The organism is Corynebacterium sp. TAE3-ERU30 (assembly GCF_019209925.1).
In the GTDB taxonomy this organism is placed as follows: Bacteria; Actinomycetota; Actinomycetes; order Mycobacteriales; family Mycobacteriaceae; genus Corynebacterium; species Corynebacterium megadyptis.
On sequence record NZ_JAHUTO010000003.1, the window covers coordinates 283,432 to 308,669 of the forward strand.

The 25,238-nt window shown below is 62.9% G+C and carries 24 protein-coding genes and 2 tRNA genes; 8 read left to right on the top strand and 18 right to left on the bottom strand.

Features of this window, described 5'->3' with window-relative positions; all coding sequences use genetic code 11:
• Window positions 1-23: 23 nt before the first annotated feature.
• Window positions 24-2,282, bottom strand: a complete 2,259-nt coding sequence (locus KR227_RS07295; protein WP_218364697.1) for a DNA polymerase III subunit gamma and tau — start codon at window positions 2,280-2,282, stop codon at window positions 24-26.
• Window positions 2,283-2,429: 147 nt separating this feature from the next.
• Between KR227_RS07295 and KR227_RS07300 the strand changes: the two genes are divergently transcribed.
• Complete coding sequence (locus KR227_RS07300; RefSeq protein ID WP_255549189.1) at window positions 2,430-3,143, top strand: aldose epimerase; 714 nt, start codon at window positions 2,430-2,432, stop codon at window positions 3,141-3,143.
• Window positions 3,144-3,231: 88 nt separating this feature from the next.
• On the opposite strand, the gene KR227_RS07305 is transcribed toward KR227_RS07300, so the two are convergent.
• Together KR227_RS07305 and KR227_RS07310 are read right to left on the bottom strand one after the other, a co-directional pair.
• Complete coding sequence (locus KR227_RS07305) at window positions 3,232-4,263, bottom strand: aspartate-semialdehyde dehydrogenase (RefSeq protein ID WP_218364698.1); 1,032 nt, start codon at window positions 4,261-4,263, stop codon at window positions 3,232-3,234.
• 92 nt (window positions 4,264-4,355) lie between these two features.
• Window positions 4,356-5,324 carry a LysR family transcriptional regulator gene (locus tag KR227_RS07310; RefSeq protein ID WP_218364699.1) on the bottom strand — a complete coding sequence of 323 codons (969 nt, stop codon included), beginning with the start codon at window positions 5,322-5,324 and terminating at the stop codon, window positions 4,356-4,358.
• A 92-nt stretch (window positions 5,325-5,416) separates the two neighbouring features.
• Between KR227_RS07310 and KR227_RS07315 the strand changes: the two genes are divergently transcribed.
• The 5 genes from KR227_RS07315 to KR227_RS07335 all read left to right on the top strand — a co-directional run bounded on the left by KR227_RS07315 (window position 5,417) and on the right by KR227_RS07335 (window position 10,458).
• Entirely contained in the window at window positions 5,417-6,640 is a 1,224-nt protein-coding gene (locus tag KR227_RS07315) for an MFS transporter (RefSeq protein ID WP_255549190.1), read from the top strand.
• A gap of 54 nt (window positions 6,641-6,694) precedes the next feature.
• Entirely contained in the window at window positions 6,695-8,125 is a 1,431-nt protein-coding gene (locus KR227_RS07320; protein ID WP_218364703.1) for a hypothetical protein, read from the top strand.
• Between the two features lie 319 nt (window positions 8,126-8,444).
• Window positions 8,445-9,077: a DUF6474 family protein gene (locus KR227_RS07325; RefSeq protein WP_218364705.1), complete on the top strand. Its 633-nt coding sequence runs from the start codon at window positions 8,445-8,447 to the stop codon at window positions 9,075-9,077.
• A gap of 321 nt (window positions 9,078-9,398) precedes the next feature.
• Window positions 9,399-9,746 (top strand): Lsr2 family protein, encoded by a 348-nt coding sequence (locus KR227_RS07330; protein WP_218364707.1) that lies wholly within the window; start codon window positions 9,399-9,401, stop codon window positions 9,744-9,746.
• A gap of 115 nt (window positions 9,747-9,861) precedes the next feature.
• Window positions 9,862-10,458 carry a DUF2020 domain-containing protein gene (locus KR227_RS07335; protein WP_370625201.1) on the top strand — a complete coding sequence of 199 codons (597 nt, stop codon included), beginning with the start codon at window positions 9,862-9,864 and terminating at the stop codon, window positions 10,456-10,458.
• 3 nt (window positions 10,459-10,461) lie between these two features.
• On the opposite strand, the gene KR227_RS07340 is transcribed toward KR227_RS07335, so the two are convergent.
• Together KR227_RS07340 and KR227_RS07345 are read right to left on the bottom strand one after the other, a co-directional pair.
• On the bottom strand, window positions 10,462-10,614 hold the full coding sequence (locus KR227_RS07340) for a hypothetical protein (protein ID WP_218364711.1): 153 nt from the start codon (window positions 10,612-10,614) through the stop codon (window positions 10,462-10,464).
• Complete coding sequence (locus tag KR227_RS07345) at window positions 10,615-11,448, bottom strand: class E sortase (RefSeq protein ID WP_218364713.1); 834 nt, start codon at window positions 11,446-11,448, stop codon at window positions 10,615-10,617. It lies immediately after the preceding gene.
• A gap of 203 nt (window positions 11,449-11,651) precedes the next feature.
• Here KR227_RS07345 and yidC point away from each other — a divergent pair, with 203 nt between their 5' ends.
• Entirely contained in the window at window positions 11,652-13,262 is a 1,611-nt protein-coding gene (gene yidC, locus KR227_RS07350; protein ID WP_218364715.1) for a membrane protein insertase YidC, read from the top strand.
• 13 nt (window positions 13,263-13,275) lie between these two features.
• On the opposite strand, the gene KR227_RS07355 is transcribed toward yidC, so the two are convergent.
• The 7 genes from KR227_RS07355 to KR227_RS07385 form a co-directional block, all read right to left on the bottom strand.
• Window positions 13,276-13,914 (bottom strand): TetR/AcrR family transcriptional regulator, encoded by a 639-nt coding sequence (locus tag KR227_RS07355; protein WP_151530402.1) that lies wholly within the window; start codon window positions 13,912-13,914, stop codon window positions 13,276-13,278.
• A gap of 300 nt (window positions 13,915-14,214) precedes the next feature.
• Window positions 14,215-14,472 (bottom strand): GlsB/YeaQ/YmgE family stress response membrane protein, encoded by a 258-nt coding sequence (locus KR227_RS07360; RefSeq protein WP_151550316.1) that lies wholly within the window; start codon window positions 14,470-14,472, stop codon window positions 14,215-14,217.
• A 167-nt stretch (window positions 14,473-14,639) separates the two neighbouring features.
• Window positions 14,640-15,542, bottom strand: coding sequence for a universal stress protein (locus tag KR227_RS07365; RefSeq protein ID WP_151550317.1), 903 nt, complete (start codon window positions 15,540-15,542; stop codon window positions 14,640-14,642).
• 309 nt (window positions 15,543-15,851) lie between these two features.
• Window positions 15,852-15,939, bottom strand: a tRNA-Ser gene (locus KR227_RS07370).
• Window positions 15,940-16,071: 132 nt separating this feature from the next.
• On the bottom strand, window positions 16,072-16,269 hold the full coding sequence (locus tag KR227_RS07375) for a CsbD family protein (protein ID WP_151530398.1): 198 nt from the start codon (window positions 16,267-16,269) through the stop codon (window positions 16,072-16,074).
• A gap of 94 nt (window positions 16,270-16,363) precedes the next feature.
• Complete coding sequence (locus tag KR227_RS07380; protein ID WP_218364717.1) at window positions 16,364-16,876, bottom strand: nucleoside deaminase; 513 nt, start codon at window positions 16,874-16,876, stop codon at window positions 16,364-16,366.
• Window positions 16,851-17,345, bottom strand: coding sequence for a tRNA adenosine deaminase-associated protein (locus KR227_RS07385; RefSeq protein ID WP_151530396.1), 495 nt, complete (start codon window positions 17,343-17,345; stop codon window positions 16,851-16,853). Before KR227_RS07385 ends, KR227_RS07380 begins: the two co-directional genes overlap by 26 nt.
• Before the next feature lie 38 nt (window positions 17,346-17,383).
• On the opposite strand from KR227_RS07385, the gene KR227_RS07390 reads away from it, so the two are divergent.
• A complete protein-coding gene (locus tag KR227_RS07390; protein ID WP_218364718.1) occupies window positions 17,384-18,427 on the top strand; it encodes a prephenate dehydrogenase in 1,044 nt (347 codons plus the stop codon).
• Between the two features lie 98 nt (window positions 18,428-18,525).
• On the opposite strand, the gene KR227_RS07395 is transcribed toward KR227_RS07390, so the two are convergent.
• The 6 genes from KR227_RS07395 to KR227_RS07420 all read right to left on the bottom strand — a co-directional run bounded on the left by KR227_RS07395 (window position 18,526) and on the right by KR227_RS07420 (window position 25,232).
• Window positions 18,526-18,601, bottom strand: a tRNA-Arg gene (locus KR227_RS07395).
• 144 nt (window positions 18,602-18,745) lie between these two features.
• The gene (locus KR227_RS07400) at window positions 18,746-20,332 is read right to left on the bottom strand and encodes a DASS family sodium-coupled anion symporter (protein ID WP_218364720.1); all 1,587 of its coding nucleotides are present in this window, start codon (window positions 20,330-20,332) and stop codon (window positions 18,746-18,748) included.
• 400 nt (window positions 20,333-20,732) lie between these two features.
• Complete coding sequence (locus KR227_RS07405; RefSeq protein WP_218364721.1) at window positions 20,733-21,212, bottom strand: PTS glucose transporter subunit IIA; 480 nt, start codon at window positions 21,210-21,212, stop codon at window positions 20,733-20,735.
• 143 nt (window positions 21,213-21,355) lie between these two features.
• Window positions 21,356-22,948, bottom strand: a complete 1,593-nt coding sequence (gene nagE / locus KR227_RS07410) for an N-acetylglucosamine-specific PTS transporter subunit IIBC (RefSeq protein WP_218364722.1) — start codon at window positions 22,946-22,948, stop codon at window positions 21,356-21,358.
• Between the two features lie 40 nt (window positions 22,949-22,988).
• On the bottom strand, window positions 22,989-23,867 hold the full coding sequence (locus KR227_RS07415; protein ID WP_218364723.1) for a PRD domain-containing protein: 879 nt from the start codon (window positions 23,865-23,867) through the stop codon (window positions 22,989-22,991).
• A gap of 300 nt (window positions 23,868-24,167) precedes the next feature.
• Window positions 24,168-25,232 (bottom strand): glycerophosphodiester phosphodiesterase family protein, encoded by a 1,065-nt coding sequence (locus KR227_RS07420; RefSeq protein WP_218364724.1) that lies wholly within the window; start codon window positions 25,230-25,232, stop codon window positions 24,168-24,170.
• Window positions 25,233-25,238 lie beyond the last annotated feature (6 nt).

Consider the following 25,238-nt stretch of genomic DNA (forward strand, 5'->3'; position numbering starts at 1 on the left):
TCGCCCCAACGAGTGTAGACGTTTTATACCAGCTTCGCTCCCAGCTGCTCCTGCAATAGCTCGATCGCCACAGTGCGCTGGTCACGCCTATCGGCGCTGCCCTCACCCTCCGCGGCCTCGCGGGCGAAGGACTCTTCCACATCCTCTGGGCTTTCCTCCACCGGCTGGGGCGGGGTGGGCGCAGGCGGGCGCGGCGGGGCGGCCGCTTCGGGGGCCGCATCCTCCGGCTCGGGCTCTGGGGGCAGCGGCACCGAATCCGCCATGCCCGCGTAGGGGTCGCGACCGCTATAGTCGCTCGGCTCCTCCGGCTCGGGTGGCGGGGGTTGCTGCCCAGGCCGGGCATGGGGGTTGCCGCGGGCTGCCCTTTCCTGCCAGCGGCGCCGCGGCGGAGCCTCCTTCTTCTTTTCCGGTTCCGGTTCGCGAACTGGGGCGGAGGTGCCGGGTTCGGGAGGTAGCTGCGGGGCCACCCAGCCGCCGGGTGCCCGTCGGGCGGGGCGGGCCGGCTCCTCGTCCTCTGCGTCGCTGTCCTCGGACTCGGTGGGCGTGGCCGCAGGGGCCGGCGCGCGCGTTCCGATCACGCAGCTGACCGTCACCTTCATGCCTGTGACCTGCTCGACCGCGCGGGCGATCACCTCGGCGTGCTCGGGTGCGGAGAGCCGCGCCGCCAGCGCCCCCGTGTGGTGGCCGAGCTGCAGCGCCTCTGGGGTCTCTTCCAGTACCTGCGCCTCAGCGATCATCACGCCCGTACGCGCATTGGCGTTGAAGATCGCGCTGCGAATCTCCGGCCACTGCTGGGCAATGCTGTGCTGTGTCTCCGCAGCGCTTGTCGACGCCTCCTCGCGGCGCTCCTCCCGCTCCGGCGCGGCAGTGGGCTCAGCGGCGGGCTCCGGCGCAGCAGGCGCCGCAGGCGTGGACTCGGGCTGCTGCGGGGCCGCGGCGGGAGCAGCGTTGCGCTGCTCTTGATGTTCTTGTTGTTCTTTCTGCTCGCGTTCGCGCTGCTCCCGCTGCTCACGTTCCCGTTGTTCGCGCTGTTCGCGTTCGCGCTGCTCCCGCTGCTCGCGCACGGATTTCCGCTCAAAGCGGCGGGATGGCTTTTTCTCCTCGCCCTCGCTCTGGCCGCCCCGCGGCGCGGCCGCAGTTGTGGCCCCGCCGGCGGTGCCGAGGGCAGTTCCGGCGCTTCCTGCGGTGGCGGCGGGCAGCATGAGCTTGGCGCACATGACCTCCAACAGCAGCCGGGCGGAGGTGGCGCCGCGCATATCGCTGAGCCCCTCGTTGGTCAGCGCGGCCATGCGGGCCAGCTGTTCCGGGCTGAAGCGTTCGGCCTGCTCGGCCAGCACTTCTTCGCGCCCGGTGGGCACATCGACCAGCCCGTGGTTCATGGCGTCGTGCACGGTGCGCACCACCATGAGATCGCGCAGGCGGTTGAGCAGGTCGAGGGCGAATTGGCGGGGCTCGAAGCCACCTTCGATCACGTCGTCGACGGTGGCAAACATGGCGGAATAATCTTCGTTGGCGAGGGCCTCCACGGCGGCGTCGAGAAGCGAATCATTGGTCACTCCGAGCAGCAGCACGGCCTGTTCATAGCTCAGTCCTTCGGGCCCGGCGCCGGCGAGCAGCTGGTCCAGGATGGACAGCGAGTCGCGCGGGGAGCCGCCGCCCGAGCGGATCACCAGCGGGTACACGGCGTCATCTACCTGGGCGTTCTCGGCCGCCACGGTGCGTTCCAGCAGCCCGCGCATCGCCATGGGGGTGAGCAGGCGGAAAGGATAGTGGTGGGTACGCGAGCGGATGGTGCTGATCACCTTTTCCGGCTCGGTGGTGGCGAAGATGAAAATGAGGTGCTCTGGCGGCTCCTCCACGATTTTCAGCAGCGCATTGGAGCCCTCGGTGGTGATCATGTGCGCCTCATCGATGATGAACACCCGATAGCGGGACTCCGCCGGTGCGTAGTAGGCGCGATCGCGCAGCTCGCGCATATCGTCTACGCCGCGGTGGCTGGCGGCGTCGAGTTCGGTGACGTCGAGGTTGCCGGGCCCACCCGGGGCCAGGGACACGCAGGAAGGGCACACCCCGCAGGGAGTGGAGGTGGGGCCGTTTACGCAGTTTAAGGAGCGCGCCATGATGCGCGCGGAGGAGGTTTTACCGCAGCCCCGCGGCCCCGAGAACAAATAGGCATGGTTAATGCGGCCAGAGTCGAGCGCCACCGATAGCGGTTGGGTGACGTGCTCTTGGCCGACAACTTCTGCGAAGGACGCGGGACGGTACTTGCGATAGAGAGCCACGGTACGGAAGTGTACCCGTTCACCTTCTTCTCTCCCCCGCTGTGTGGCTAGTCGCCGAGTGCTCGGTGTGGGCGGCCCTGACGCCGCAGCGGCAGTGGGCGTCGATACGCATCGGCCATGCTGGGATGGGGGCTAAACTGAGGGGTTATGAGCCTTCAGACGAGTCTGTCCATGCCGGCCGGGCGCGGCCATCTTGAGTCCGCGCGTCACTCCAGCGGGGAACTGCTGTTCATGTCCGAGCTGGCGGATTTCAGCGAGAATAGTTCGATTCGGGGCGGGGTTCCGGTGATCGCGCCGTGGTTTTCGAAGGATCTGGGCCACGATGAGCTGCAGCACGGCTGGGCGCGGCGCATTCCGTGGGAGGTGCAGGACACCACCGGCGGCATCGATGCCCGCTGTACCCACGATGGCTGGGATCTACGTTTTTCCGCGCAGCACACCGAGCAGGGTTTCGCACTGATGCTGCGAGCGCATAATCTCACGGAGTATCGCCGCCTCATCCAGCTGGCATTTCACCCCTATTTTTTGGTCGATGATGTCACCGGAACGGAGGTCGCAGGCGCGGAGCGCCGCTGGCTTTTCGACGGCACCGCCACGGACGAGCGCGTCGCCACCGAGCAGTATTCCCCCTTCACCATCAGCGATGGTGCGCGCACGCTGACCATCACCTCCCAGGGCACTGATCACGTGGTGGTGTGGAATCCGGGCGCGGCCGCCGATGAGAATATCGGGGATCTGCAACAGGGCGATTGGAAGCGCTTTGTGTGCGTGGAGCCGGCGCTGCTGGGGCCGGACTCGGCGGGGCATTCGGTGGGGCCGGAGGATTGGGCCGCCATCGGCATGACGGTGAAGGTGAGCTAGCCCAGCTTTCCTACCCGCTGATACACCACAGCCACCGACTGCCCTAGTGGCGAGTCGGTGGCTGAGCTATGCGCGGCTCTGTGGGTGTTTAGACCAACAGTTCGGCGATCTGGATGGTATTCAGTGCCGCGCCCTTGCGCAGGTTATCGCCGGAGACCACGAGGATCAGGCCCTTGTTATCGTCCACGGTCTGGTCCTGGCGGATGCGACCCACCAGCGAGGGGTCGGTGCCGGCGGCGGCCAGCGGGGTGGGCACGTCTACCAGCTCCACACCGGGGGCATCGGCCAGCAGCTGCTTGGCCTCCTCCACGCTGAGAGAGTTCTCAAACTGGGCGTGGATGGTCAGGGTGTGGCCGGTAAAGACGGGGATGCGCACGCAGGTGCCGGAGACGCGCAGCTCGGGGATACCGAGGATCTTGCGGGACTCGTTGCGTAGCTTCTGCTCCTCATCGGTTTCGAGGGAGCCATCGTCGACCATGTTGCCGGCCAGCGGCACGGCGTTGAAGGCGATCGGGGCCACATAGGGGCCGAGATCGGTGGGGTTGAGCACGGAGCCGTCGAGGGCGAGCTGCTCGGCGGAGGCCTCCACTGCTCGAGTTTGCTCGGCCAGTGCCTGCACCCCGGCCAAGCCGGAGCCGGACACAGCCTGGTAGGAGGAGACGTGCAGCACCTTCAGCCCGGCCTTGTCGTGCAGCGGCTTGAGCACCGGCATCGCGGCCATGGTGGTGCAGTTCGGGTTGGCGATGATGCCCTTGGGCACCTCGTTCTTGGCCTCCGGGTTCACCTCGGAGACGATCAGCGGCACCTCCTCGTCCTTGCGCCATGCGGAGGAGTTATCCACCACGGTGGCACCGGCCTCGGCGAAGAGCGGGGCGTACTGCTTGGAGGTGGAGCCGCCCGCAGAGAACAAGGCGATGTCGATACCCTGCAGCGATTCCACGGTGGCCTCGGCGAGGTCCTCGACCTCCACGTCCTTACCGTCGTAGGTGAGGGTGGTGCCGGCGGAGCGCTTGGAGGCGAAGAAGCGGATAGCGTCGAGCGGGAAGTTGCGCTCTTCGAGCAGGGTGCGCATCACGCGACCGACCTGGCCGGTGGCGCCAACTACTGCAACAGTCGTCATGGGGAATCAGCCGCCCTTTCTGAAGACGGTAGAGGACATACAGTGGCTACTTATGCTACGCCCGCCCTGTCTAAGGGCCAATGAAGGGCCCGTTATTCGGGTGAAATCTCACATCCCGCCGCGGCGGTGGCCTCCTCGGGCTGGCCAGCGGGCGGAATCTTCTCCAGCACCCAGCGTCGAAACTGCTCCGCCGCGGGGGTGAGATCCCCCGTGGCGCGCCACACGAGGCCGAGCTCGCGGTAGCAGGCAGGGCGCAGCGGGCGCAGCACGAATCCCTGTTGGGCTGTCCCGCCGGTCAGATAAGGATCGTTCATCGGCAGCAGCGCCACCCCCAGTCCCGCGCTCACCAGCCCAGCGACGGTGGACAGCTCCATGGAGTCGAAGGCCACCGGCGCGGTGATACCGGAGGCGGCCACGAGATCATCGAGCAATTGCCGGGTGCCATAGCCCACCTTGGTGGCGATAAAGGGCTGACCGTCCACTTCCTCCATGCTGATCGGCGCCGAACCAGGCGCGGCCAAGCGATGGCCGATGGGGCAGGCCACCGCTAGGGGCTGCCGGTAGAGCTGACGCCAGTGCAGGGCGTCGGCGGCGACACCGCGGGGCTGCGGCCCCACCAAGGCCAGATCGGCCTCATCTGCGTGCACCCGCTCGATCAGCCCCGAGGCGGGCCCCTGGTGCAGGGCGAAGTGCACCCCTGGGTGGGCGCGGCGATAATCGCGGATGAGATCCGGCACCATCCACGTACCCAGCGAATGCATGAAGTCGAGGCGGATGGTGCCATGTTCGGGATCGAGCAGCCGTGAAATATCCAGCTGGGTGGCGTCGAAGCGGGCAATGATGCTCTCTGCGGCGCGGCGCAGCGTCTCGCCGCGGGTATTGATCACGAGGGTGCGGCCGCGGCGCTCGAAGAGTTCGGCGCCCACCTCGCGTTCGACGCGCTGGAGCACGCGCGTCACGGTGGGCTGGGCCATGCCGAGTTCATCGGCGGTGGCGGTGATGTGTTGATTGCGGGCGATAGCCACAAATACCCGCAAGTCCTCGATGCTCACAGAGCTCATATGCCCTCCCCGCGGCTATATACCGAAAATGCATGGAACTTCTCTTTTTTCTACATTTTACTAATCATCGCTGTGAGCGCACCATGGTGTGCATGTCCGTCACACCCCCGAGCCGCCCCGCCGCCACGCTGCCGCCTGGCCTCGAGCGCACCGACCCCGACTATCGCCGCGTCTTGGGCGCGACCCTCGCGGCGGGTCTCGCGGCCTTCAACACGCTCTACTGCACACAGGCGATGCTGCCGCGACTGACCACCGCCTTCGAGATCACTCCGACGATCAGCGCGCTCACCGTCTCCGCGACCACCGGCGCGCTGGCGCTATGCGTCGTCCCAGCCTCGATCCTCTCGGAGCGCTTTGGGCGCGGGCGGATCATGACGATCTCGCTGATCGCCAGCATCCTCATCGGACTGCTCCTCCCCTTCTCCCCGACGGCCACCTGGCTGATTATCGGCCGCGGCATCCAAGGGGCGATGATCGCCGGCGTGCCCGCAGTGGCCATGGCGCTGCTCTCGGAGGAACTCGCCCCCGACGCGCTCGCGAAGGCGATTGGCGTCTATATCGCCGGCACCTCTCTCGGCGGACTCTCGGGCCGCCTCATTCCCGCCGGAGTCCTGGAACTGTCCACGTGGCGCTGGGCGCTCGGGGCCAATCTGCTCTTCGCCGGTATCTGCGCGATTATTGCGATCATCGCCCTGCCGCCGCAGCGGCGTTTCCAACCAAAGAAGCTGCGCTTCCGCGGCGAGCTGCAGGCCATGGTCGGACATTGGAAAAACCCGCGGCTTGCCGGGCTCTTTCTCATCGCCGGGCTGGCCATGGGCGTATTTGTCTCGCTCTATAACTATGTGGGCTTCGTCCTCATCAACGATTTCGGCCTCAGCGAGGCACTGGTCGGCGTGGTCTTCCTCCTCTACTTGGCGGGCACCTGGTCCTCGGCCCGCGCCGGGGTGTGGAGCAGTAAATATGGCTCCGGCATCACCCTGGTGTGCGGTGCTGGCGCGTCTCTGATCGCGCTGCTCGTCTGCCTCGCCCCGCAATTGGGCGTGCTCATCGCGGCGATCCTGGTATTTACCGCCGCCTTCTTCGTCGTCCACTCCACGGCCTCGGCGTGGGTAGGCCACACCGCCGTCGAGAACCGCGCGGAGGCCTCGAGCACCTACGTGGCCTGCTACTACTTGGGATCCTCCGTGTTCGGCTGGCTATCAGGGTTGCTTTTCGACGCCACCAACTGGACCGGGCTGATCCTCGGCTTGGCCGCGATGAGCACACTCACCCTCGGCATTGGCGCGGCGCTCTTTGTCGCTTCACGACGCTCCTAGCCAGCCGCCCCTCCCCAATTGGAGGCCCCATTTTCCACGGATACACTCGTGGCTATGAATGCTGGTGCGCTCCCCCTGCCCACTCCGTCGACCCGCGCCGATACCCGCAGCCGCCGCGGCCGGCAGCGGGCACTGCCCGCCACGGTGTGGCTGATCGCGCTTGTCTTGATCTCCGTGGCGCACCCCATCATCCCGCATCACCAGTGGGTGCTCACCCACACCTTCACCCTGGGGGTGCTGAGCAACTCCATTCTCATCTGGTCCTGCCAGCTCAGCGACCAGCTGCTGCACCTGCGCCCCACACCGGCCACCTTCCGTACTCGGTTGTGGATTATCGGCGGCCTGAACCTCGGCATCGTGGGCGTGCTACTCGGCCAGCTGCTCACCCCAGCGCTGGACTGGGACGCCCCCGTCTTAAGCCTTGGGGCCCTGATCGTCGCCCTCAGCGTGCTGGCTAATGCCCTCCACCTCATCCTGCTGCGCCGCAGCACCCGCCGCCCGCAGCGCTTTGGCCCTTCCCTCTGGCTCTTTGTGGCGGCCCAGGGCGTCTTTGCCTATGACGTGCTCGATACCGCGCTCGCGCAGTTCAGCACGCTCAGCGCCAAAACGGACTCCACCGCGATCCTCGGGCACGTGATCACCAATATCTTTGGCTTCGTCGGGCTGACCGCGGCCGGCGCGGCCGCGCTGCTTTTCCCCACCATCTGGCGCGCCCAGGGCTCTTTTCGTTTCGATGGACCTATCGCTGGTGTTCTCGGCGGTGGCATCCTCGTTGCCCTCTGCGGGCTGCGCCTGCAGCTACTGCCGCTCGTCGGCGTCGGCCTAGCCCTCTACACCCTCGGCTGGCTGGGGCGCTGGCTCAGCTGGATTCCCGTGATGCGCGCAGTGCTTGCCACCCCGCGCGATCGCATCACCTTCTCCTCTCTGGCATTGGCCACCGCTCCCCTCTGGCTCATCGGCTCCACTGCTCTTCTCAGCGCCACCTTGCTGCGCGGCCAGGCCCCCGAGCTGCCCGTCCTAGCGCTCCTCGTGGGCTTCGCCGCCCAGTTGCTGATCGGCACCCTTTCCTTCCTGCTCCCCAGCATGCTGGGCGGCGGCCCGGGCGCGGTCCGCGCTGGTCTATATCGCCTCCAGACCGCAGGGCTCTTGCGCTGGACCCTGCTCAATGGCGGCCTGCTGATCTGGCTGCTGCCGCTGGGCTCTAGCTGGTTGAAGCTGGCGGTTTCGATCGTGGCCACCGGCTCGCTCGCGGCCTTTTTGCCGCTGCTGTTGAGCTCCCGGCGCGCCCAACGGGCCGTGCTGGCCGGCACCCGCGAGGGCCCCGCCCCACGCACCCACACCCCGGTACACCAGATCACGGCGGGAATCGCCGTGCTGGCGCTCTTGTGCGGCCTCTTCGCGCTCACCGCTGCCGCAACACCCACACCGGCATCCAGCATGGACACCACCGAGCTCAGAGTGGAGGCAGAACGTTATGCGCTGTAGCGCCGCAGGCAGTAGCGGGGCCAAGCGCGTGGGCTCCTAGCCGCCCACGGTGGTTGTATAGAGGCCCGCTTCCCCAAGGCCGGAACCCCTACTTTTGTGAATCGCCAGTTCATCGACGCAGAGCGTGGCGCCTAGAGTCGCAGTATTGTCAGCGATCCGTAGCGGAGGGTGTATCCGCGCCCACCTGCCGCCCGCACCGTTCGAGGAATCTGAGAAACCACACTGTAGACTTGGGCGCAGAATAAAGAGACACGGTATTCTCAACCGGCAGAAGACAACGCCCCACACCTGTGGGGCTCAATGCAACAAGGAGTGCAGCATGGGTTTGTTCCGCACAATCCGAAAGGCACGCTTAAAGTCCAAGGCCGAAATCAAGGCTGCTAAGGCGCGCGCCAAGAAGGAAGCCAAGGAGGCCGCGAAGCTGGAGTACAAGCGCGATAAGCTCCTCGCTAAGCAGGAAAAGAACCTGCTCAAGGCGGATCGTAAGGGCATGAAGAACAAGCGCAAGCACGAGCGTAAGCGCGCCCAGCAGGAGCTGGATAAGCTCAAGGCCGGCAAGTTCAATAAAAAGAACGCGCAGCGTTATGCCGGTTTCGCCCGCACCTTGGCGCCGCTTCTCTTGCCGCTCGTCTATCGCGGTATCACTTGGGCGAAGGAGCAGCGTATTCAGCAGCGCTCCCGCAAGCTCGGAGTCGCGCCGGAGCAGCTGGCCCAATTCAATGGCCACGGCGCAGCCGTTAAGGCCCGTATCGCAGGAATCAGCGCCAACGTGGAGAAGTCCTCGTTGCCCCATGGTTTTGTGATGGATGTCGAGGATCGCCTGAAGGAGCTGGACGCCGCCGTGGATAACGCGGAATTTATGACCGTCGAGCAGCGCCGTCGCTCCCATGCCTCCATTAATCGCGATCTCGACCAGATCATGCACGAGGTCAATTCCAAGCTGAAGTCTTAAGCCCGTCTCGCGGCACTCGCCGCCACCGTACATAGCCCACGCTGGGCCCCTCTTACTGGGGATTTGCCAGCGTGGGCGATTTTTTTCGCTAGGACAATTCTAGGGCCTTTAGGTTTCGCTCAGTAATTATGGATAGCGTTCTCATATAAAATATATACGTGAAGTGCTTTCTAGTCTAAAATTAATTGCAAAAGATAATTCTTCTTGTATTATTGTCAATAGGTAGCACGCGGCGTCAGATATGCCCTATACATAGCTCGCCGCACACAGCTACAACAAACACAGCAAACGAAGAATCGTTTGAGGAGAGGTAGAAACATCATGGCCCGTAGAGAAGTCACCCAGTATTTTGATGATCTCGATCAGACCCCGCTGGAAGAGGACGCCGTCCATATCGTCCACTTCGCCGTCGAGGGTCGCGAGTATGTGCTGGATTTGTCGGCAGAAAACGCCGCCAAGTTCCGCCAGGACCTGCAGCCGTACATGACTGCCGGCCGCGCCGTGAGCACCGCAGGTCGTGGCCGCCGCAAGGCCGCCGCTGCGACAGGGCGGAATAACCAGTCCCGCGAGATCCGCAAGTGGGCACAAGACAATGGTTATAAGGTCGCCGCTCGTGGAAAAATCCCCCAAGAGGTCTACGACGCCTACTATGAGGCCCACGCCAAGTAGAGTTTTAGGTAGATCGCCCTCTCTGAGCCCAACTCAGCCCCCTCACCGTACTGATCCCAGTAATGTGGAGGGCTGAGTTTTTTTATTCGCACTCCCTAGTCGAAGGATGGACCTCGTGACTATTCGCCACCTCCGCCAGCTCCCCTTTATTTTCGGCACCGTTGTGGCCCTTGGTCTGGCAGGATGTACCGATTCCTCCCCCTCCCCAGACCCAGCAAGCGACGGGGCGGAAGCCAGCAGCGAGGAGGCGTCGACAAGCGATGTGCAGCCCGCGCTAGCAGTGGACACCCTCCCCGAGGTGGCTCGGGGCACAGGTGAGCAATGCCCCTATCTGGATACGCAATTTGTGGCCAATACCAATGGCCAGCGCGTGCTTGATCAGGGCGTGGATACTCGTTTTGATCCCCCTGCCTGCGTTTTTTGGTCCTATGGGGATAAGCCGCAGGTGCTAGTGAGTGTGCGCCATAACGAAAATGAGGCCATCGCGCGCCAGGTGGTGGATTGGGCGGCGCCAGTGGATGTCACCGAGCCAGCCGAGCAGCCCGCCGGTTTTCAGGGCGGGCGCGGCAGCCTCGGCGCGTCGGGGATAGAGGGCTACTCGGTGTACGCGGTAGCGAAGGGCACGACCAGCGTGGTGGTGTTCAGCGATCAGGAACAAACCATCAAGCCCGAGTCGATCGCGGAGAGTGTTATCTCCAACCTCGGGCTCTAGGGCCTAGACGGCTACGTCGTTATAGGGCAGCAGCGGCGAGATCATCGGGAACACCAGGTCCATCAAAAGGAAGAACACGCCGACGAGAAGCGCGATGAGCAAAATGAGCTTCACCGGCCATGGGCCGGGTAGCAAGCGCCAGATCCATCCATACATTTAGCGTTCCTCCAGCTCCGGCGGGGTGAATCCGCCCTGTTTATCGTAGTGGGCCACCTGCATGGCGTGAATAATCATGCGCTCCGCATTAGAAAATTGCGGGTGGCAGGTGGTCATGGTCATCAGCGCCTCGGCGTTGAGGGCGTCCGGATCATCATCCGTCACCCCGGGGATGGTCTCCAGAACGGAGACGTTCGTCGGGGTGGTGATAGTGCGGCCATAGACCGAGTGATAGTCGCCCGAGACGATGCGCTGGCGCTGCTCCGGGGTGAAACAGTCGGTGCGCTGATCACCGTCACCCATCGGCAGCACCCGATAGACCTCCCAGGTGTCCTGGGTCTCCACCACCACGGCATCACAGGTATTGAGCTTGCCGAGATCATTAAAGGGCGCGCCCTTGCCCACGCGGTGGCCCGCGATGGCGAAGTTACCGGCCTCACCGGGCATCTCGGTCTCGGTATAGCGGCCAGGCCCCGAGAGCAGCGTGTGATCGTCGGTGCCCTCCAGAATGGCGAAGTGATAGTCCGAGCCGAAACTCGGCACATACATGCGTGCGAAGGCATCGCCCAGCTCGGGCACTTTCTTCTGCCGCGGATTCGACCACTGGTGATCCAGCTCTTCATTAGCGGCAGCCTGCTTCTTGCCCGCCTCGAGATTCGTCCAATAGGCCTCGTAGTAGGCGAAGAGCAGGATGAGGACACCGATGGTCAGTAGCAGCTCACCAAGGATCTGTACGACACCGGGGCCATGAGACCTCGGGGCACGGTGACAACCAGGGCGGGGCCGGCGGGGAGCCTGCACCGGCCTTCCAGATTCAGGGACAGGGGCGCTCATAGATGAACATTTTAAGACAGTGTGTCAAGGAGAGCACTATTCACACCGCGCGCCCTGCCCGCTCGAGGCCGGCTGAGCAGCAGACATGGGATGTGTTTTCAGACAACTCACCGGCCGCAGCTGCAGCCCAGGGGTGGGAACAGGCCACGAAACCTATAGAGTTATGAGGGAGATTTTATACTTATTATCAGTAGGAGAATTCGATGGTTGATGCTCTCGTATTCCCCGTCTCTGGGGTAATGAAGCTCTGGCATATCCTGCTTCATGATGGGCTCGGGTTGAACGAATCCCGCGCCTGGCTATTCACCATCTTCGGCCTGATTATCACCGTCCGACTCTCCATCTTCCCCTTCTTCTGGAAACAGCAGAAGAACAGCCGCATGTCCTATAAGCTGCGCCCCCAGCTCGCGGCGCTGCGCAAGGAATACGGGCTGGTGACCGATCCCGTCAAACTCAAAGAGCAGAAGCGCAAACGCAAGCAGCTCTACAAGGAGAATCAGTACTCGGCTACGGCCGGTTGCGTGCCGGCGCTCATCCAGATCCCCGTATTCATTGGCCTCTACCGGCTCATGCTGCGCATGGCACGGCCCTCCGATGGCATCGAATCCGCCCACCACCCGCCTATCGGCATGCTCAGCTCCGAGGAGATGGCGAGCTTTTTGCAGGTGCGCATCCGCGATGTGCCCATCGCCTCCTACGTAGCTATGTCTGATGAGCAGTTTGACCTGCTCAACACCAGCCACGACCAGGTGTTTCGCTTCGTGCTGCCGCTGGTGATCTGCGCCTCCGTGTTCACCACGATCAACATGGTCACCGCCTCGATCCGCAACTACTTCACCTTGGACTTCAACTCCCCGAGCGCGGTGAAGATGCAGAAGTTCATGCTGCCCTTCATGTTTATGGCGGCCATCTTCCCCATCTACTTCGGCCTGCTCGGCCCCTTCCCCGTGGCCATCGCCATCTACTGGTTTGGCAACAACCTGTGGACGCTCACCCAGTCCATGACCACCATGGCGATCATGCACTACCGCTACCCGCTGAGCGAGGAGTTCATCGCCCACCGCGACCAGGGGCGCGAGAACTATCGCAAGAAGAAAGCCTTTTTCCGGCAGCGGAAATGGGGCGTGCGACGACGCCGCCTGCAGTGCATCACCGCCGGCCAATCCAAGCGGGAGCAGCTGCGCAAAGAGATCGCCATGATCGAAGAGCGGGGCAAAGCCTATGACGAGGCGGTAGCCAAAGCCAAGGCCCAAGCCAAGCAGGCCTCCAAGGCGCTGCGCACCGCGAAAAAAGAACATAAGCGGGCCCTCAAGCGCGGCGAGCCGCTACCGCAGCCGGCACCCGCCCCAGATGCCGAACAGCAGAAGCAGGAGCAGCAGGAGCAGAAGCCGGCGGACACCCAGAAGCCGAAGCCCCGGATGATCACGCTGCGGCTCGACGAGGAGACAATGGGCGCGCCCACTGCCAGCACGCGCCGGCACGCCCCGCGCACGGTACCCGCCATGGCGGAGATCACCCGCGCAGCGGGCACGTCTACAGAGTCCGCAGCACCGCAGCCGGCGCGGCCGGCGCAGCCACCACGGCAGTCGCTGCCGCAGGAACAGCAGCAGGCGCAGCAGAAGCGGAACACCAGCACCCCGGCGCCGCAGCCGGCGCAGCGCCCCACGCGGCGCACAGAGCCCTCCTCGCATGTGCTACGACGGAAGGATACGGCCACCGGCCCCAAGCAGCGCGTGATGCGGCACCTGAAGCCCCATCACGGACGGCACCGTATGGCTGATGTGAATAAGCCGCGGCGACCGCGGCAGAGCTAGGCGTCGATAAGCGCTAAATGGCGTAGTCGGCGGGCGGTGCGCCGAGCAATTGCTTCGCTAGGTCGCGGGCGGTGAGCAGCGGCGCAATATCGTGGGTGAGCTTCGCCCCGGCGAGGCCGCCGTCGAGGAAGATGAGCAATTGATTAGCCAAGGACTCGCTGGGGTAGCCGTTTTTCTCGGTCAATAGCGCAGTCATGGTTTCATGCATCCATGCCCGATGGGTTAAAGCGGCGTTGATGATGCCCTGCTCGGATTCGTTTTCGGGGCGGGGATACTCGCTGGCGGCATTTTGAAAGTGGGAGCCGCGGAAGTCTTTTTCTGGCTCATCCTCGATGGCTTTGGTGAAGAAGGCGAGGATTTTCTTCTCGGGGTCCTCGTAATCGGCGACGCGCTCTTCCCAATCATTCCGCCAGTCCTGGTCCAGGGCCTCGAGATAAGCGATCACGAGGGCGTCTTTAGAGCCGAATAGGGAATAAAGACTTGCCTTGGCCACATCGGCTTCGCGGAGCACGCGATCAATACCGATGACGCGGATACCCTCGGTAGTGAACAGCGCGGTGGCGCTGGCGAGGAGCCGCTCCCGTGGGCTCGGGCGATTCTTGCGCCGCGCCCGACCAGGCTTCTTGGTTCCTGCACCCTTTGCTGCTGCCATCGCTTTTTCCGCTCACCCTTCCTTACTGTGTGCCACACGAGAGGTTCTAGTGCGCTGAGCGCCACCCCTGCGCGATATAGACGCACCGGTCTGTTTTATGTCTCTCCTAGCAGCATATCGTGTTTGCGGCGGGCCGTGGTAGCGAATCGACGAGAGCGCGAATCTGCCCAGCTATGGGCACATGTGCTGGGGTGTATCTTCAGCGCTTGGCGCATGAGAAAAGCCGCCGAGTTCGCCCCGACGGCTTTGAGTATGATCTCGCTGTCACATCCTCTGGAGGGAGGCTGTGAGCGGGATCAACTAGTTCTTCTTGATCTTGCCCACAACCCACAGGAGGAGCACAGCGCCCAGCAAGCAGGTGAAGAAGCTGAACCACCAGCCGCCGGACTCAACGTCCAGGGCGAGGCCGAGGATCAGGCCACCGATGAGGCCGCCGGCCACGCCGACGAGGATGTTCATGCCAATGCCCATCTGAGCATCGGTGCCCATGATCTTAGAGGCAATCCAGCCTGCGAGGCCGCCGATAATGATCCAACCAAAGAATCCAAGTCCGAGCATGTTATGTCCTTTCTTTGTGATGCCCGCCGTGTGCGGGCATCAATAACTTTTAGTCATACATTAGCTGTATGGTGCTCCTACCTGTTTTACAGAGCAAAAACTCTAAAAGCTAGCCACAGGACATTCCGCACTCAAATCGTGTCCAAACCTTAATATTAGGTTTGGCTTTAATCAGGATCGGAGTCTGGGCGGACCACCATCATCGGGCACGGGGCGGACTGCAGCAGGGCCCGCGAGGTGGAGCCGAGCAGCATGCCCTTGAAGCCACCGCGACCGTGAGAGCCCACCACGAGCAGCTGGGCGCCTTCGGCGGCATCCACCAGGGCGCGTACCGGACGATCGCGGGTGACGATCTTGTTCACCTTCACGTTCGGGTAGCGCTCAATGAAGGGAGCCAGACGCTCATCCAGCATTTCTGCCTGCTCCCGCTCCACGCTCGCCCACTGCTGCTGGGCAGCGGCGAGTCCAGCGAGGGAGGTTTGCACCTGCATATCCATCCAGGTGTGCACTGCGTTCAGCTCAGCGCCGCGGGCATCCGCCTCGGCGAAAGCGTAGGCGGTGGCCTTTTCCGAGACTCCCGAGCCATCCACACCGACGACCACGGGGCCGTACTTGGTGGAATCCAGCACCTGGCTGTCCTCGCGGACCACCACGACTGGGTTATAGGAGTGACTGACCACTGCGGCAGAGACCGAACCCATGACCATGCCGGACAGCCCACCCAGGCCGCGGGAACCCATGACGATCATGGTGACGTCCTTGGACATCTCCAGCAGCATGTCAATGGGCGATCCCTCAGCGATGGTGTGCCCGATCTTGATATCGGGTGCTACCTCGTGCGCGATCGCGCGGGCTTCTTCAATCTTTTCGAGGGTTTCCTTTTGCAGGTCGTCGAAAAGCTCCTGCGGCGGCACCATGCCCTCTGCATAGAGGAACTGGGGCATGGCATAGCTTGCGGCCAAACGAAGAGGCTCGCCGCGCTTCATAGCGGTGTTAGCAGCCCAGCGCACGGCGGTCTTGGAGGCCTCCGAGCCATCTACGGCAGCAACAATAATTTGCTCTTTGCTCATCGTGTATCGCCTTCCCAATCACGTGGCTTAATGTCACCTTTTAGCCTACCTGGATATAGCCCGTGGGGATAGTGTTTATAACCAGTTAGAGCCGGGTGGGGCCAATATCACCCACACACGGGCATGTAGCGATCCACGCTGCCCTCCCAGCTGCCGCCGATCACCTCCAGCAGCCGAGCGGCCCTACCCCATATGAGCTGGCATAACCCCACTCTCCACCCCGATCTGAGCCCACTGCCAGAGAATGGGTGGAGATAGAGAAAAGCTCCCGAGCTATCCTGCACAGGATCTCTCGGGAGCTTCATCGCGCGGTGGCGGAGGGATTTGAACCCTCGGTAGGGGATTACCCTACACTCGCTTTCGAGGCGAGCACCTTCGGCCGCTCGGACACGCCACCGCGTAATAGGTTACGGGCGGGTGCGTAGATACACCAAATCCGCTGGCGCAGCACCGTTGTGCAGTGGCCGCGCGCAGCGGATCTAGCTGATCATCATGGCGCTACTGAAACAGTGGCGCCGGTGCGATCTTTTTAGTTCTTGAACTTACCGAAAACCTCGTTGGCCTTGTCCTTGATGGCCTCGCCGGCTTCCTCAACCTTGTCCTTGACCTCGGACTTGACCTGATCGGCCTTGCCCTCGTTCTTGACGTCGTCGTTACCGGTAGCCTCGCCGAAGCCTTCCTTGGCCTTTCCTACGAGGTCGTCCTTTGCGTTTTCAAAATCAGACATAGAGTCTCCTTCCGTTGGTGAACGTTTATCAATCACCGACAATAGGTGTGAAATCCCTCTCGCGCCACGTCGGGTTGCTTTTGAGACCCAATTGTTACCCACCATTGCGTAGGTTACGGAAAAATCCCTGCATAAGCCCCTCGCATTCTTCTCGCAAGACGCCGCCAATAAGCTCCGGATGGTGCACGGTGAGCGGATCTAAAGGGATGTCATAGACGGATCCGCAGGCCCCGGTTTTGGGTTCATAGGCCCCGAAGATAATGCGCCCCACCCTGGCGCCGATGGCCGCGCCGGCGCACATGGCGCAGGGCTCGAGAGTGACGACGAGGGTGCAGTCCTCGAGCCGCCAGCCATCGCCGAGCTGCTGGACGGCGGCGCGGATAGCGAGCACCTCGGCGTGGGCGGTGGGATCGGCATCGGCTTCTCGACGATTCGTTGCCCGCGCCACCTCGCGGCCCAGCGGGTCCACAATCACCGCACCCACGGGGACATCCCCGGCAGGTGTATCCGCTGCCACCTCAAGAGCGCGGCGCATGAGCGCGCGAGCCTGCTCAAGGTACTGCGGCTCGGGCAGCGCGCCCTTAGGAGAGCTCGAGGCCGGTGGCATCGGCGAGTTGTTCCTCGAAACCGAGCTCTTCGGCGATCTTCATCACTGCCTCGGAGGGCCAGAGCTCATCATCGTCGAGGATCACGTCCATCACCTGCTCGGACAGGCCGACATCCTCCAAAATGGTGAAATCGCCTTCAGCCCACGGGTCGACGTCATCGAGCTCGTCCTCATCCAGATCCGGCAGGTCGATGCCGAGCTCATTGAGCACATCCTCGGCGAGGTCATCGTCGAGGGCGTAGGTGGCATCGGAGAGCAGGGCGAATACTCGCGAAGGAGTGGGCCGGACGATAATGAAATAATCGTCCTCGCTGCACAGCAGGGCGAAGGCTGGGCCTTCCGCGCGGAGGCTGCGCACGGCGGCGATGGAGGTGTCTAGGCTTTCAAAGTCATCTTTGTAGCGCTGCACCTGCCATTGGCCGTTGTTGAGGGTAACCACCACAGAAAAGTCGACGCGATCGGCACTCATACCACGTAACCGTAGTCGTTTTGTGCCACACTTGTCGGATGATCCCCCATAACATTTCTCGCCCCGTCTGTATCCTCGGGCTCGGGCTGATCGGCGGCTCCTTGCTGCGCGATCTGCACCGCGCCGGCCACGCCTGCTTTGGCTTTAACCGCTCTCCCTCCGCCGTGTCTACGGCCCAAGATGAGGGTTATGACGTCTCCTCGCAGCTCGAGCCCACTCTTGAGCGCGCGGAACAGGAAGGCGCCTTGATTGTGTTGGCAGTGCCGATGCCGGCGATCGGCACCATGCTCGATGCCATCGCTAGCTACGCCCCGTCCTGCGGCATCACCGATGTGGTGAGTGTGAAATCGGCGGTGCTCGCCGAGGTGCGCGCCCGCGGCATGGAGGGCCGCTATGTGGGCGGGCACCCCATGGCTGGGACCGCCGATTCCGGCTGGTCGGCCGCCCTCGATGACCTCTTCAAGGGGGCAGCGTGGGTGATTACCTTCGACTACGCAGCAGAGCATCCCGAGGCTGTGGATGAGGATTGGCTGCGGCTGTGGGTGGATTGCGTGCGCATGGCCAGCAAGGTGGGGGCGGAGGTCATCCCGGCCCGCAGCGATCACCACGATTCCGCGGTGGCACGCATCTCGCATGTGCCCCACCTGCTCGCCGAGGCCCTCGCCGTGGTCGGCGATAATGGCGGCCCGCTCGCCCTATCGTTGGCCGCTGGTTCCTTCCGCGATGGCACCCGTGTGGCCAGCTCGGCGCCCTCGCTAGTGCGCGCCATGTGCGAGACCAACCACAAGGCAGTACTCACCGCCTTGGATGAGGCGCTGGAGTTGCTTAACGACGCCCGCACGCATCTCACAACCTCCGCGCCGAATATTGGCGAGCTGGTGGATTTCGGGTATCGCTCCCGCGTCCGCTTTGAGGCGCGGAGTAATTCCACCCCGAATAACTCCACGCAGATTAGTTCCCGCCCGGTGCTGCGCGTCCAGCCGGGTAGCGCCGCCTGGGTGCAGCAGCTCATTCATGCCGAAAACCTCGGTGCCCGCATCGAGCTGCTCGAGGCCCCCGCACCACTGCCGAGCGAGGATTAGCGGCCACGGCGGGCCCGCAGCGCGCTGTGGGCCCGCACGCCCCTCGCCCTGAAACGCCAGAAAACCCAGTCCATCAGGTGGATGAACTGGGTTTCCGTTGGTGCGCCCGAAGGGATTCGAACCCCTAACCTTCTGATCCGTAGTCAGATGCTCTATCCGTTGAGCTACGGGCGCAGTCCACGTCACTGAGATTTCTCTCGGTGCTGTGCAACGAGAAAATACATTACACCCCCAGCAAAGAAACCGGCAAGTTGCCTGCTCATGAGGCTTTTTGCCGGTTTCTTTCTGGCTGCTAGGCGCGTTGCCCGAAGCAGCTAGCTAGGGCAGCACAAGGTTGAACACGGGCACCGCGAGGAGATACACGGTGGCGGTGATGAGGAAGAGACCAATAATGTTCAGCCCGATACCGCCCTTGACCATCTCGCCGATGCGCACATAGCCGGAACCGAAGGCGATAGCGTTCGGTGGGGTCGCCACCGGCAGCATGAAGGCACAGGTGGCGGCCAGTGCCACCGGGATGGTGAGCAGCAGGACGTTCTCTTCGCCGCCGAGGCTGGTGAGGCCGATACCCACGGCCACACCGCCCAGGATGGGCAGGAAGGCCGCAGCGGTAGCGGTGTTCGAGGTGAACTCGGTGAGGACGAGCACCACAGCGGCAATGACGAAGATGAACAGGACGGTGGGCAGCACATCAAGGCCGCGGGCGAGCTCACCAATCCACAGCGAGAGTCCGGAGACGGAGAACATCTTGGACAGCGCGAGGCCACCACCGAAGAGCAGCAGCACATCCCAGGGGAGTTCCTTGGCGGTCTCCCAGTCGATGAGGCGCACGCCGGTTTTGGCATTGGCGGGAACGATGAACAGCAGAAGCGCTGCGGTCATGCCGATGGCGGCGTCGGCAATATTAAGCGCGGAGCCGCTGATACGGATGATGATGGGGATGAAGATCCAGGACAGGGCGGTGATGAGGAAGATCAGGCCCACATACTTTTCGCCGCGGCACATCGGGCCCATGGCTTTGATCTCATTACGGATCAGCTCACGCCCGCCGGGGATCTCCTTAATCTCCGGCTTGAACACGCTGATGAGCACGAACCAGGCGATGGCCAGGAACACGGCGGCCAGCGGCACGCCGACCATCATCCACTGCCCGAAGCCGATGTGCACGTCGTGGTTATCGGACATGTAGCCGACCAGCAGGGCATTCGGCGGGGTGCCGATGATGGTGCCCAAGGAACCAATCGAGGCCGAGTAGGCGATGGCGAGCATCAGCGCCGTGGCGAACTTCTTCTGCTTGTCTTGGCCGCCGACTTGGTCAGCGGTGAGCGCCAGCACGGACACGCCGATGGGCAACATCACCACGGCGGTGGCGGTATTGGACACCCACATGGAGAGGAAGCCGGTGGCGATCATGAAGCCGGCGATGAGCTGCTTGGGCTTGGTGCCCACCATAAGCACGACGCTGAGTGCCAGACGCCGGTGCAGGTTCCAGCGCTGCATGCCGAGCGCCAGGATAAATCCACCCATAAACAGGAAGATGGTGGGGTTGCCGTACTGGCCGGAGACATCACCAAAGTCCACCAGCTGCGCCAAGGGGAATAGCGCGAGAGGAACCAAGGCGGTGGCGGCCAGCGGGATGGCTTCCGTCATCCACCATGCGCCCATGAGTACGGCACCAGCGGCGGTGGTGCGCAGCGCTTGGTAGGTATAGGGCTGCTCGGCATCCGGATAGGCCTTGTTCACGGTGTCGGCCGCGGATTCCGGGAAGAGATAATAAACGATCAGCGCAAGCACGACGCCCAAAATGAGGCCGAAGGCCTGGCGGCGCCATGCTGAGGCGGGGGGAGCCTCAGCGTCGGCTGCCGGTGCGTGGGCGCTCGACTCGTGAGTAACTGGGGTAGACACAGCGGTACCAGCTTTCCATGTGTGAGTGAAGAAAAACGGGTGTGAAGCCGCTCGCCAACACCTCATGGGCTCTGTGCGGTGATGTCCGACCCCGCATTTCCCCATGTCAATGGGGTCGGGGGCGACGCAAGGCAGCTTCCGTGAAGCATTTTCTGCGAAAGGAAATGCTTACCCTACTTAGAGTAGTTCTCAAGACGGTTGTTATGAGCCATTTCGCCCGAATTGCCCACAGAACCTGAGAGGATTACCCCTAAATGGATGGGGCTGTCCGTATGTCGCCGCGCTGTCAATGTCAGACGGTTCATTAAAGAAAAGGGGCCGGGCGCCGCTGCTGCAGTGCGCAGGCGACGTCCGGCCCCATCCTCCACTGGAGGTGGCGCAAGTGCGCGGGGACCATGCCCTAGTTCATGGACACCTCGCAGGCCACATCGGCCGGGGTGACGGCCTGTGCCGTGTGAATCTCTGCGTCCTTGACTTGCTTCTTATTGGTGAACACCACGGGAATGATCGTGGAGAAGCCTTCCTTCTCGATCTCGCTGAAGTCCACCCGCACGATCGGGGTTCCTTGGCTTACGCTCTGCCCCTTTTCCACGAGGCGCTCGAAGCCACGGCCTTTCATACTCACGGTGTCAATGCCCACGTGCACGAGCACTTCGAGGCCCTTATCGCTTTTGAGGGCGAAGGCGTGGCCGGTGGGAAAGACCGTCACGAGGGTGCCGTCGATAGGCGCGGTCACCTCGAGCACGCCGCCGGCAGGCTTGAGCGCGAAACCTTGGCCCATCATGCCATCAGCGAATACGGGGTCATCGACCTCGGACATGGCGCATACCTCACCCTCGCAGGGAGCGTGGACCTTGGTTTTCTTGCCGAATCCGAACATTGTTTCTCCTTATAATCTTCTACTCGTCTTGTGCGGGAACGAGGCCCCGCACGCCACGAGCGAGTCTAATCCCGTGGTGAGGCCGCGGCACACACCGCGGCCTCACTCATTCCATGACCTGCTGGGCAGGTGGCATGGATAGGTTATTCCTCAGCTTCCCCGGTGGCGCTGACGCTGCTCGGGGTTTGGCGCACCACTTCGTCGTAGACGAATTGCACCTGGGGGCCGATGATGATCTGCACCGAGTTCTTGGAGGGCTTGATCACACCGAGCACCTTGTTCTGCGGCAGCTTGGGCTCATCGAACTTGCTGCCGTCCTTGACCACCACGCGCAGGCGGGTGGCGCAGTAATCGAGGGAGTCGATGTTCTCGGCGCCGCCGAGGGCGGTGATGATCTTCGCGGCGGTGGCGCGGGTGTCATCATCGCCGGCGTCCTCATCGTCGTCGTTGTCTACCTCGGCGTCCTTACCGCGGCCCGGGGTGGACATGTTGAAGGCGCCGATGAGGAAGTAGAAGATCACGAAGTACAGGGCGAAGTAGACCACGCCGAGTAGCAGCAGCATCCACCACTGGTTGGCCAGCGGGTTGCGGGCAGAGAGCACCATGTCCACGAAACCGGCGGAGAAGCCGAAGCCTGCGGTCCAGTGGAAGGTAGCGGCAATCGCCAGGGAGATACCGGTGAGCAGGGCGTGCACCACGTAGAGCACCGGGGCGACGAACATGAAGGAGAACTCGAGCGGCTCGGTCACACCGGTGAAGAAGGCGGCCAGAGCGCCGGCCAGCATCAGCGAGCCGACAACCTTGCGGCGCTTGCTCTCGGCGCGCAGGTAGATGGCCAGTGCGGCACCGGGCAGACCGAACATCATGATCGGGAAGAAGCCGGCCTGGTATTGACCGATCACGCCCACGACCTCACAGGTGCTGCCGTCCCAGATACCGGGGCAGGTGGCGGCGTCGGTGGCTGCAGAAGCGTCCGCGATGGTGGATGCGCCACCCTGGAACTTGCCGATGTCATTAATGCCGATCACATCGAACCAGAAGATGGAGTTCAGTGCGTGGTGCAGACCGGTGGGGATGAGCAGACGGTTGAAGAAGCCGTACACACCCGCGCCGCCGGCGCCGAGGCCCTGAATCCAGGTACCGAAGTTGAAGAGCACTCCGTAGATCACCGGCCACACGAAGTAGAAGATGCCGGAGAGAATGATCGAGAAGAAGGAGGTGAGGATCGGCACCAGGCGACGGCCAGAGAAGAAGGCCAGGAAGTCGGGCAGCTTGACCCCGCTGAATCGGTTGTACACCCAGGCGGCGAGCACACCGATGACGATGCCGAAGAGCACGTTATTGTTGCCCACGGCGGACCAGCCCTCAGCAGCCCAGTCGCGGGCGGCCTGGCCGGTGAGTTCCTCGGGATCGCCGATGCCACGGTAGCCGGCCACGGCGCTTTCACCCAGCAGCTTCGTAAGCGTGGCGAAGCCGATGAAACCGGAGAGCGCCGCAGCACCATTGGAGTCCTTGGTCAAGCCAAAAGCAATGGCGATGGCGAAGATCAGGCCCAGGTTGTCCAGAATGGCACTACCGGAGGAGATGAGGATGGAGGCGAAGGCGTTATCAGCGCCCCATCCGGTGGGATCGATCCAATAACCGATACCCATGAGAATTGCCGCCACTGGCAGGACGGCCACAGCGCCCATGAGGGCCTTGCCCAGACGCTGTAGTGAAGTCATTACTTTATTCATGACCTGCACTCACCCCTTCTTGTATGGAAATAGATGTGTTTTATTGTGCGTATCCGTGCAGATACACCGCGAGAAAAGCGGTCTCTCCGCGAAGTTTTTTATCTAAGGTGTCCGTGCCCGCAAGGTCGCGTATCACGTCCTCGGCCAACTCCCATTCCTCCGGCAATTGCCGGGAAATAGTGCTGGCGAGGGCATTGCTGCGATAGTTCTGCTCCCGCAGCCGCGTGAGGAGATAACGGAGCCGAATAGGCAAGGAATCATCTGCTGCGTCGCGCTTATCGACGCTCACCTCATCGCCCATGCCCGGAGCGGTAATGCGGAGCCGCCGGTGAATGAGCTGCTCCGCCCGGGAAATAGCATTGGCCGTGGCCAAGGGCTTTTTCACGGTGTCGCCTGTGCGGGCGGCGGTGAGGTGGAGGGTGATAAACGCGGCCTCATCAAGCGGCAGATCGCGGGTGTCGAGGTTGGCGTTGAGGTAGTGCACCACCACTTCCGCGGCGGAAAAGGCCTCGGGGAATACCGCTTTGATCTCGTTGACGAGGGTGTTTTCGATGAGCTCGCCGCGATCGACGCGCTCAACTGCTGCCGAGAGATGCTCGGTGAGAATCACATAGATTGAGGGATGCAATTCCCCCAGCACATCCACGGCTAAGTCTATGGCGGCGCTAATTACGGCCAGCTGGGCGGCGTTGATACGGCCGAGGCTGGTGAGGATTTCTTCCTGCTCCGCGGTGAGTTCCACATATTCTTGCCGATTTTCTGCGGCAGTGACCTCAGCGCGAGACATGATGTCTCCGATGGATGCGCCGAAGCCAAGTCCTTTGCCCACAATCACTTTGGACTGGGGGGCTGGGCCCTCGGAATCGCGCACCACCACGGCGTTATTGCTCAGCACACGAGCTATACGAAGCTCTGTCATGCCTGCTCACCTCCGGTGTGTCAAGGGGATCAACTCCCACGTCGTGAATCTCACCGATCCAGCAGCAGTGGCTGGTCGGCGGGGATCGTCACTATGGGAGTATCCAGTGCGCGGTGATGCCTGATCGAATCAGTGACACCCGAGGGCTGTGATACACCCCAAAGTGTATCTGGTTATAACGTCAGATGAGTACGGAATGTGGACAAAGACACAACGGAGCATCCGCACATGTGGGGGTAGCAATGAGAAAACCCCTGCGCACCAGCGGCAACAGGGGTGTAGGGAAAAGATGCAGGGCTCTTAGCCTCGCTGCGGCTTCCAGCCATAACCTTGAGCCACCTGCACCAATAGCGTGGGATAGTCGGTGATGATCCCATCTACCCCGGCCTCGATCTGATCGCGCATCGTGGGCTCATCATTGACCGTCCACGGGATCACCTTCAGCCCCAGGTCATGGGCGCGATCCACATACTCGGCGGTGGCCACGGGGTGATAGTCCCCCTCCCCCGCCGTGGTCCCATAGGGCACCGCATAGCCCGGGCTCACCACATCGGCGCCGAGCTGCTGCACCGCGGCCAGCACATCGCCGTCCGTGTCCTCGTAGTTCACCGATCCCAGCCAGGGGGAGTTCTCGGTCCAGGTGGTCTCATCGTAGAGCGCCACTGTGGGCACCTCGGGGGCGATGTCCTGCACGATCTCGAGGCTGGACCAGTCGAAACTTTGAATGGTGATCTTCTCCCGCAGCCCCGCCTCATCGGCGGCGGCGAGAATGGCGTCCACGAACTCCCGCGGCGGGGCGGACTCGGCGGGGTTCTCGGCCTCGATCTTGGTCTCGATATTGTAGCTGACCTCGGGGTTCTTCTCCTTGGCTAGCGCGAATACCTCGGAGAGCTGGGCGATCCTATTGTCCGTGGCCGGGGTGGCGTCCGGGAAATCCTCCAGCGTCTTATCGCAGCGCAGCGTCTCCAGCTGGGCATAGCTGAGCTCGTGGACGAGCGCGCCCACATAGGGGTACTGCTCATCGCCCTCGGTAGCGGGCTCGGTATCTGCGCATTTCGTGTCCTCGATGCGGGGATCGTGCCACACCATGGGCACCCCATCGGCGCTCATCACGATGTCCAGCTCGAGGGTGTCCACCCCGAGATCAAGGGCGTGGGAAAACGCCGTGAGGGATTCCTCGGTGTGCTCTCCCCTACCGCCGCGATGCGCCTGCACATCGAGGCCGGCGGCATCCACCGTGGCGGTCTCGGCAGGGGTGGTATCGGCGGTGGATTCGGAGCCGGAGCGGTCCGAGGAACCGGAGGAGCATCCGGCAAGTAATAGCGACCCGGCAGCAAGCACACAGAGATTCTGGCGCAGTGTCATCTCATC

Excerpts from the sequence above, each read along its gene's own strand:
- KR227_RS07320 (WP_218364703.1), top strand. The coding sequence starts at position 6,695 with ATGAATGCTGGTGCGCTCCCCCTGCCCACTCCGTCGACCCGCGCCGAT.
- KR227_RS07315 (WP_255549190.1), top strand. The coding sequence starts at position 5,417 with ATGTCCGTCACACCCCCGAGCCGCCCCGCCGCCACGCTGCCGCCTGGC.
- KR227_RS07340 (WP_218364711.1), bottom strand. The coding sequence starts at position 10,614 with ATGTATGGATGGATCTGGCGCTTGCTACCCGGCCCATGGCCGGTGAAG.
- KR227_RS07310 (WP_218364699.1), bottom strand. The coding sequence starts at position 5,324 with ATGAGCTCTGTGAGCATCGAGGACTTGCGGGTATTTGTGGCTATCGCC.
- KR227_RS07330 (WP_218364707.1), top strand. The coding sequence starts at position 9,399 with ATGGCCCGTAGAGAAGTCACCCAGTATTTTGATGATCTCGATCAGACC.
- KR227_RS07360 (WP_151550316.1), bottom strand. The coding sequence starts at position 14,472 with ATGCTCGGACTTGGATTCTTTGGTTGGATCATTATCGGCGGCCTCGCA.
- KR227_RS07390 (WP_218364718.1), top strand. The coding sequence starts at position 17,384 with ATGATCCCCCATAACATTTCTCGCCCCGTCTGTATCCTCGGGCTCGGG.
- KR227_RS07300 (WP_255549189.1), top strand. The coding sequence starts at position 2,430 with ATGAGCCTTCAGACGAGTCTGTCCATGCCGGCCGGGCGCGGCCATCTT.
- yidC (WP_218364715.1), top strand. The coding sequence starts at position 11,652 with ATGGTTGATGCTCTCGTATTCCCCGTCTCTGGGGTAATGAAGCTCTGG.
- KR227_RS07415 (WP_218364723.1), bottom strand. The coding sequence starts at position 23,867 with ATGACAGAGCTTCGTATAGCTCGTGTGCTGAGCAATAACGCCGTGGTG.
- KR227_RS07420 (WP_218364724.1), bottom strand. The coding sequence starts at position 25,232 with ATGACACTGCGCCAGAATCTCTGTGTGCTTGCTGCCGGGTCGCTATTA.
- KR227_RS07325 (WP_218364705.1), top strand. The coding sequence starts at position 8,445 with ATGGGTTTGTTCCGCACAATCCGAAAGGCACGCTTAAAGTCCAAGGCC.
- KR227_RS07345 (WP_218364713.1), bottom strand. The coding sequence starts at position 11,448 with ATGAGCGCCCCTGTCCCTGAATCTGGAAGGCCGGTGCAGGCTCCCCGC.
- KR227_RS07405 (WP_218364721.1), bottom strand. The coding sequence starts at position 21,212 with ATGTTCGGATTCGGCAAGAAAACCAAGGTCCACGCTCCCTGCGAGGGT.
- KR227_RS07385 (WP_151530396.1), bottom strand. The coding sequence starts at position 17,345 with ATGAGTGCCGATCGCGTCGACTTTTCTGTGGTGGTTACCCTCAACAAC.
- KR227_RS07355 (WP_151530402.1), bottom strand. The coding sequence starts at position 13,914 with ATGGCAGCAGCAAAGGGTGCAGGAACCAAGAAGCCTGGTCGGGCGCGG.
- KR227_RS07375 (WP_151530398.1), bottom strand. The coding sequence starts at position 16,269 with ATGTCTGATTTTGAAAACGCAAAGGACGACCTCGTAGGAAAGGCCAAG.
- KR227_RS07365 (WP_151550317.1), bottom strand. The coding sequence starts at position 15,542 with ATGAGCAAAGAGCAAATTATTGTTGCTGCCGTAGATGGCTCGGAGGCC.
- nagE (WP_218364722.1), bottom strand. The coding sequence starts at position 22,948 with ATGAATAAAGTAATGACTTCACTACAGCGTCTGGGCAAGGCCCTCATG.
- KR227_RS07380 (WP_218364717.1), bottom strand. The coding sequence starts at position 16,876 with ATGCCACCGGCCTCGAGCTCTCCTAAGGGCGCGCTGCCCGAGCCGCAG.
- KR227_RS07305 (WP_218364698.1), bottom strand. The coding sequence starts at position 4,263 with ATGACGACTGTTGCAGTAGTTGGCGCCACCGGCCAGGTCGGTCGCGTG.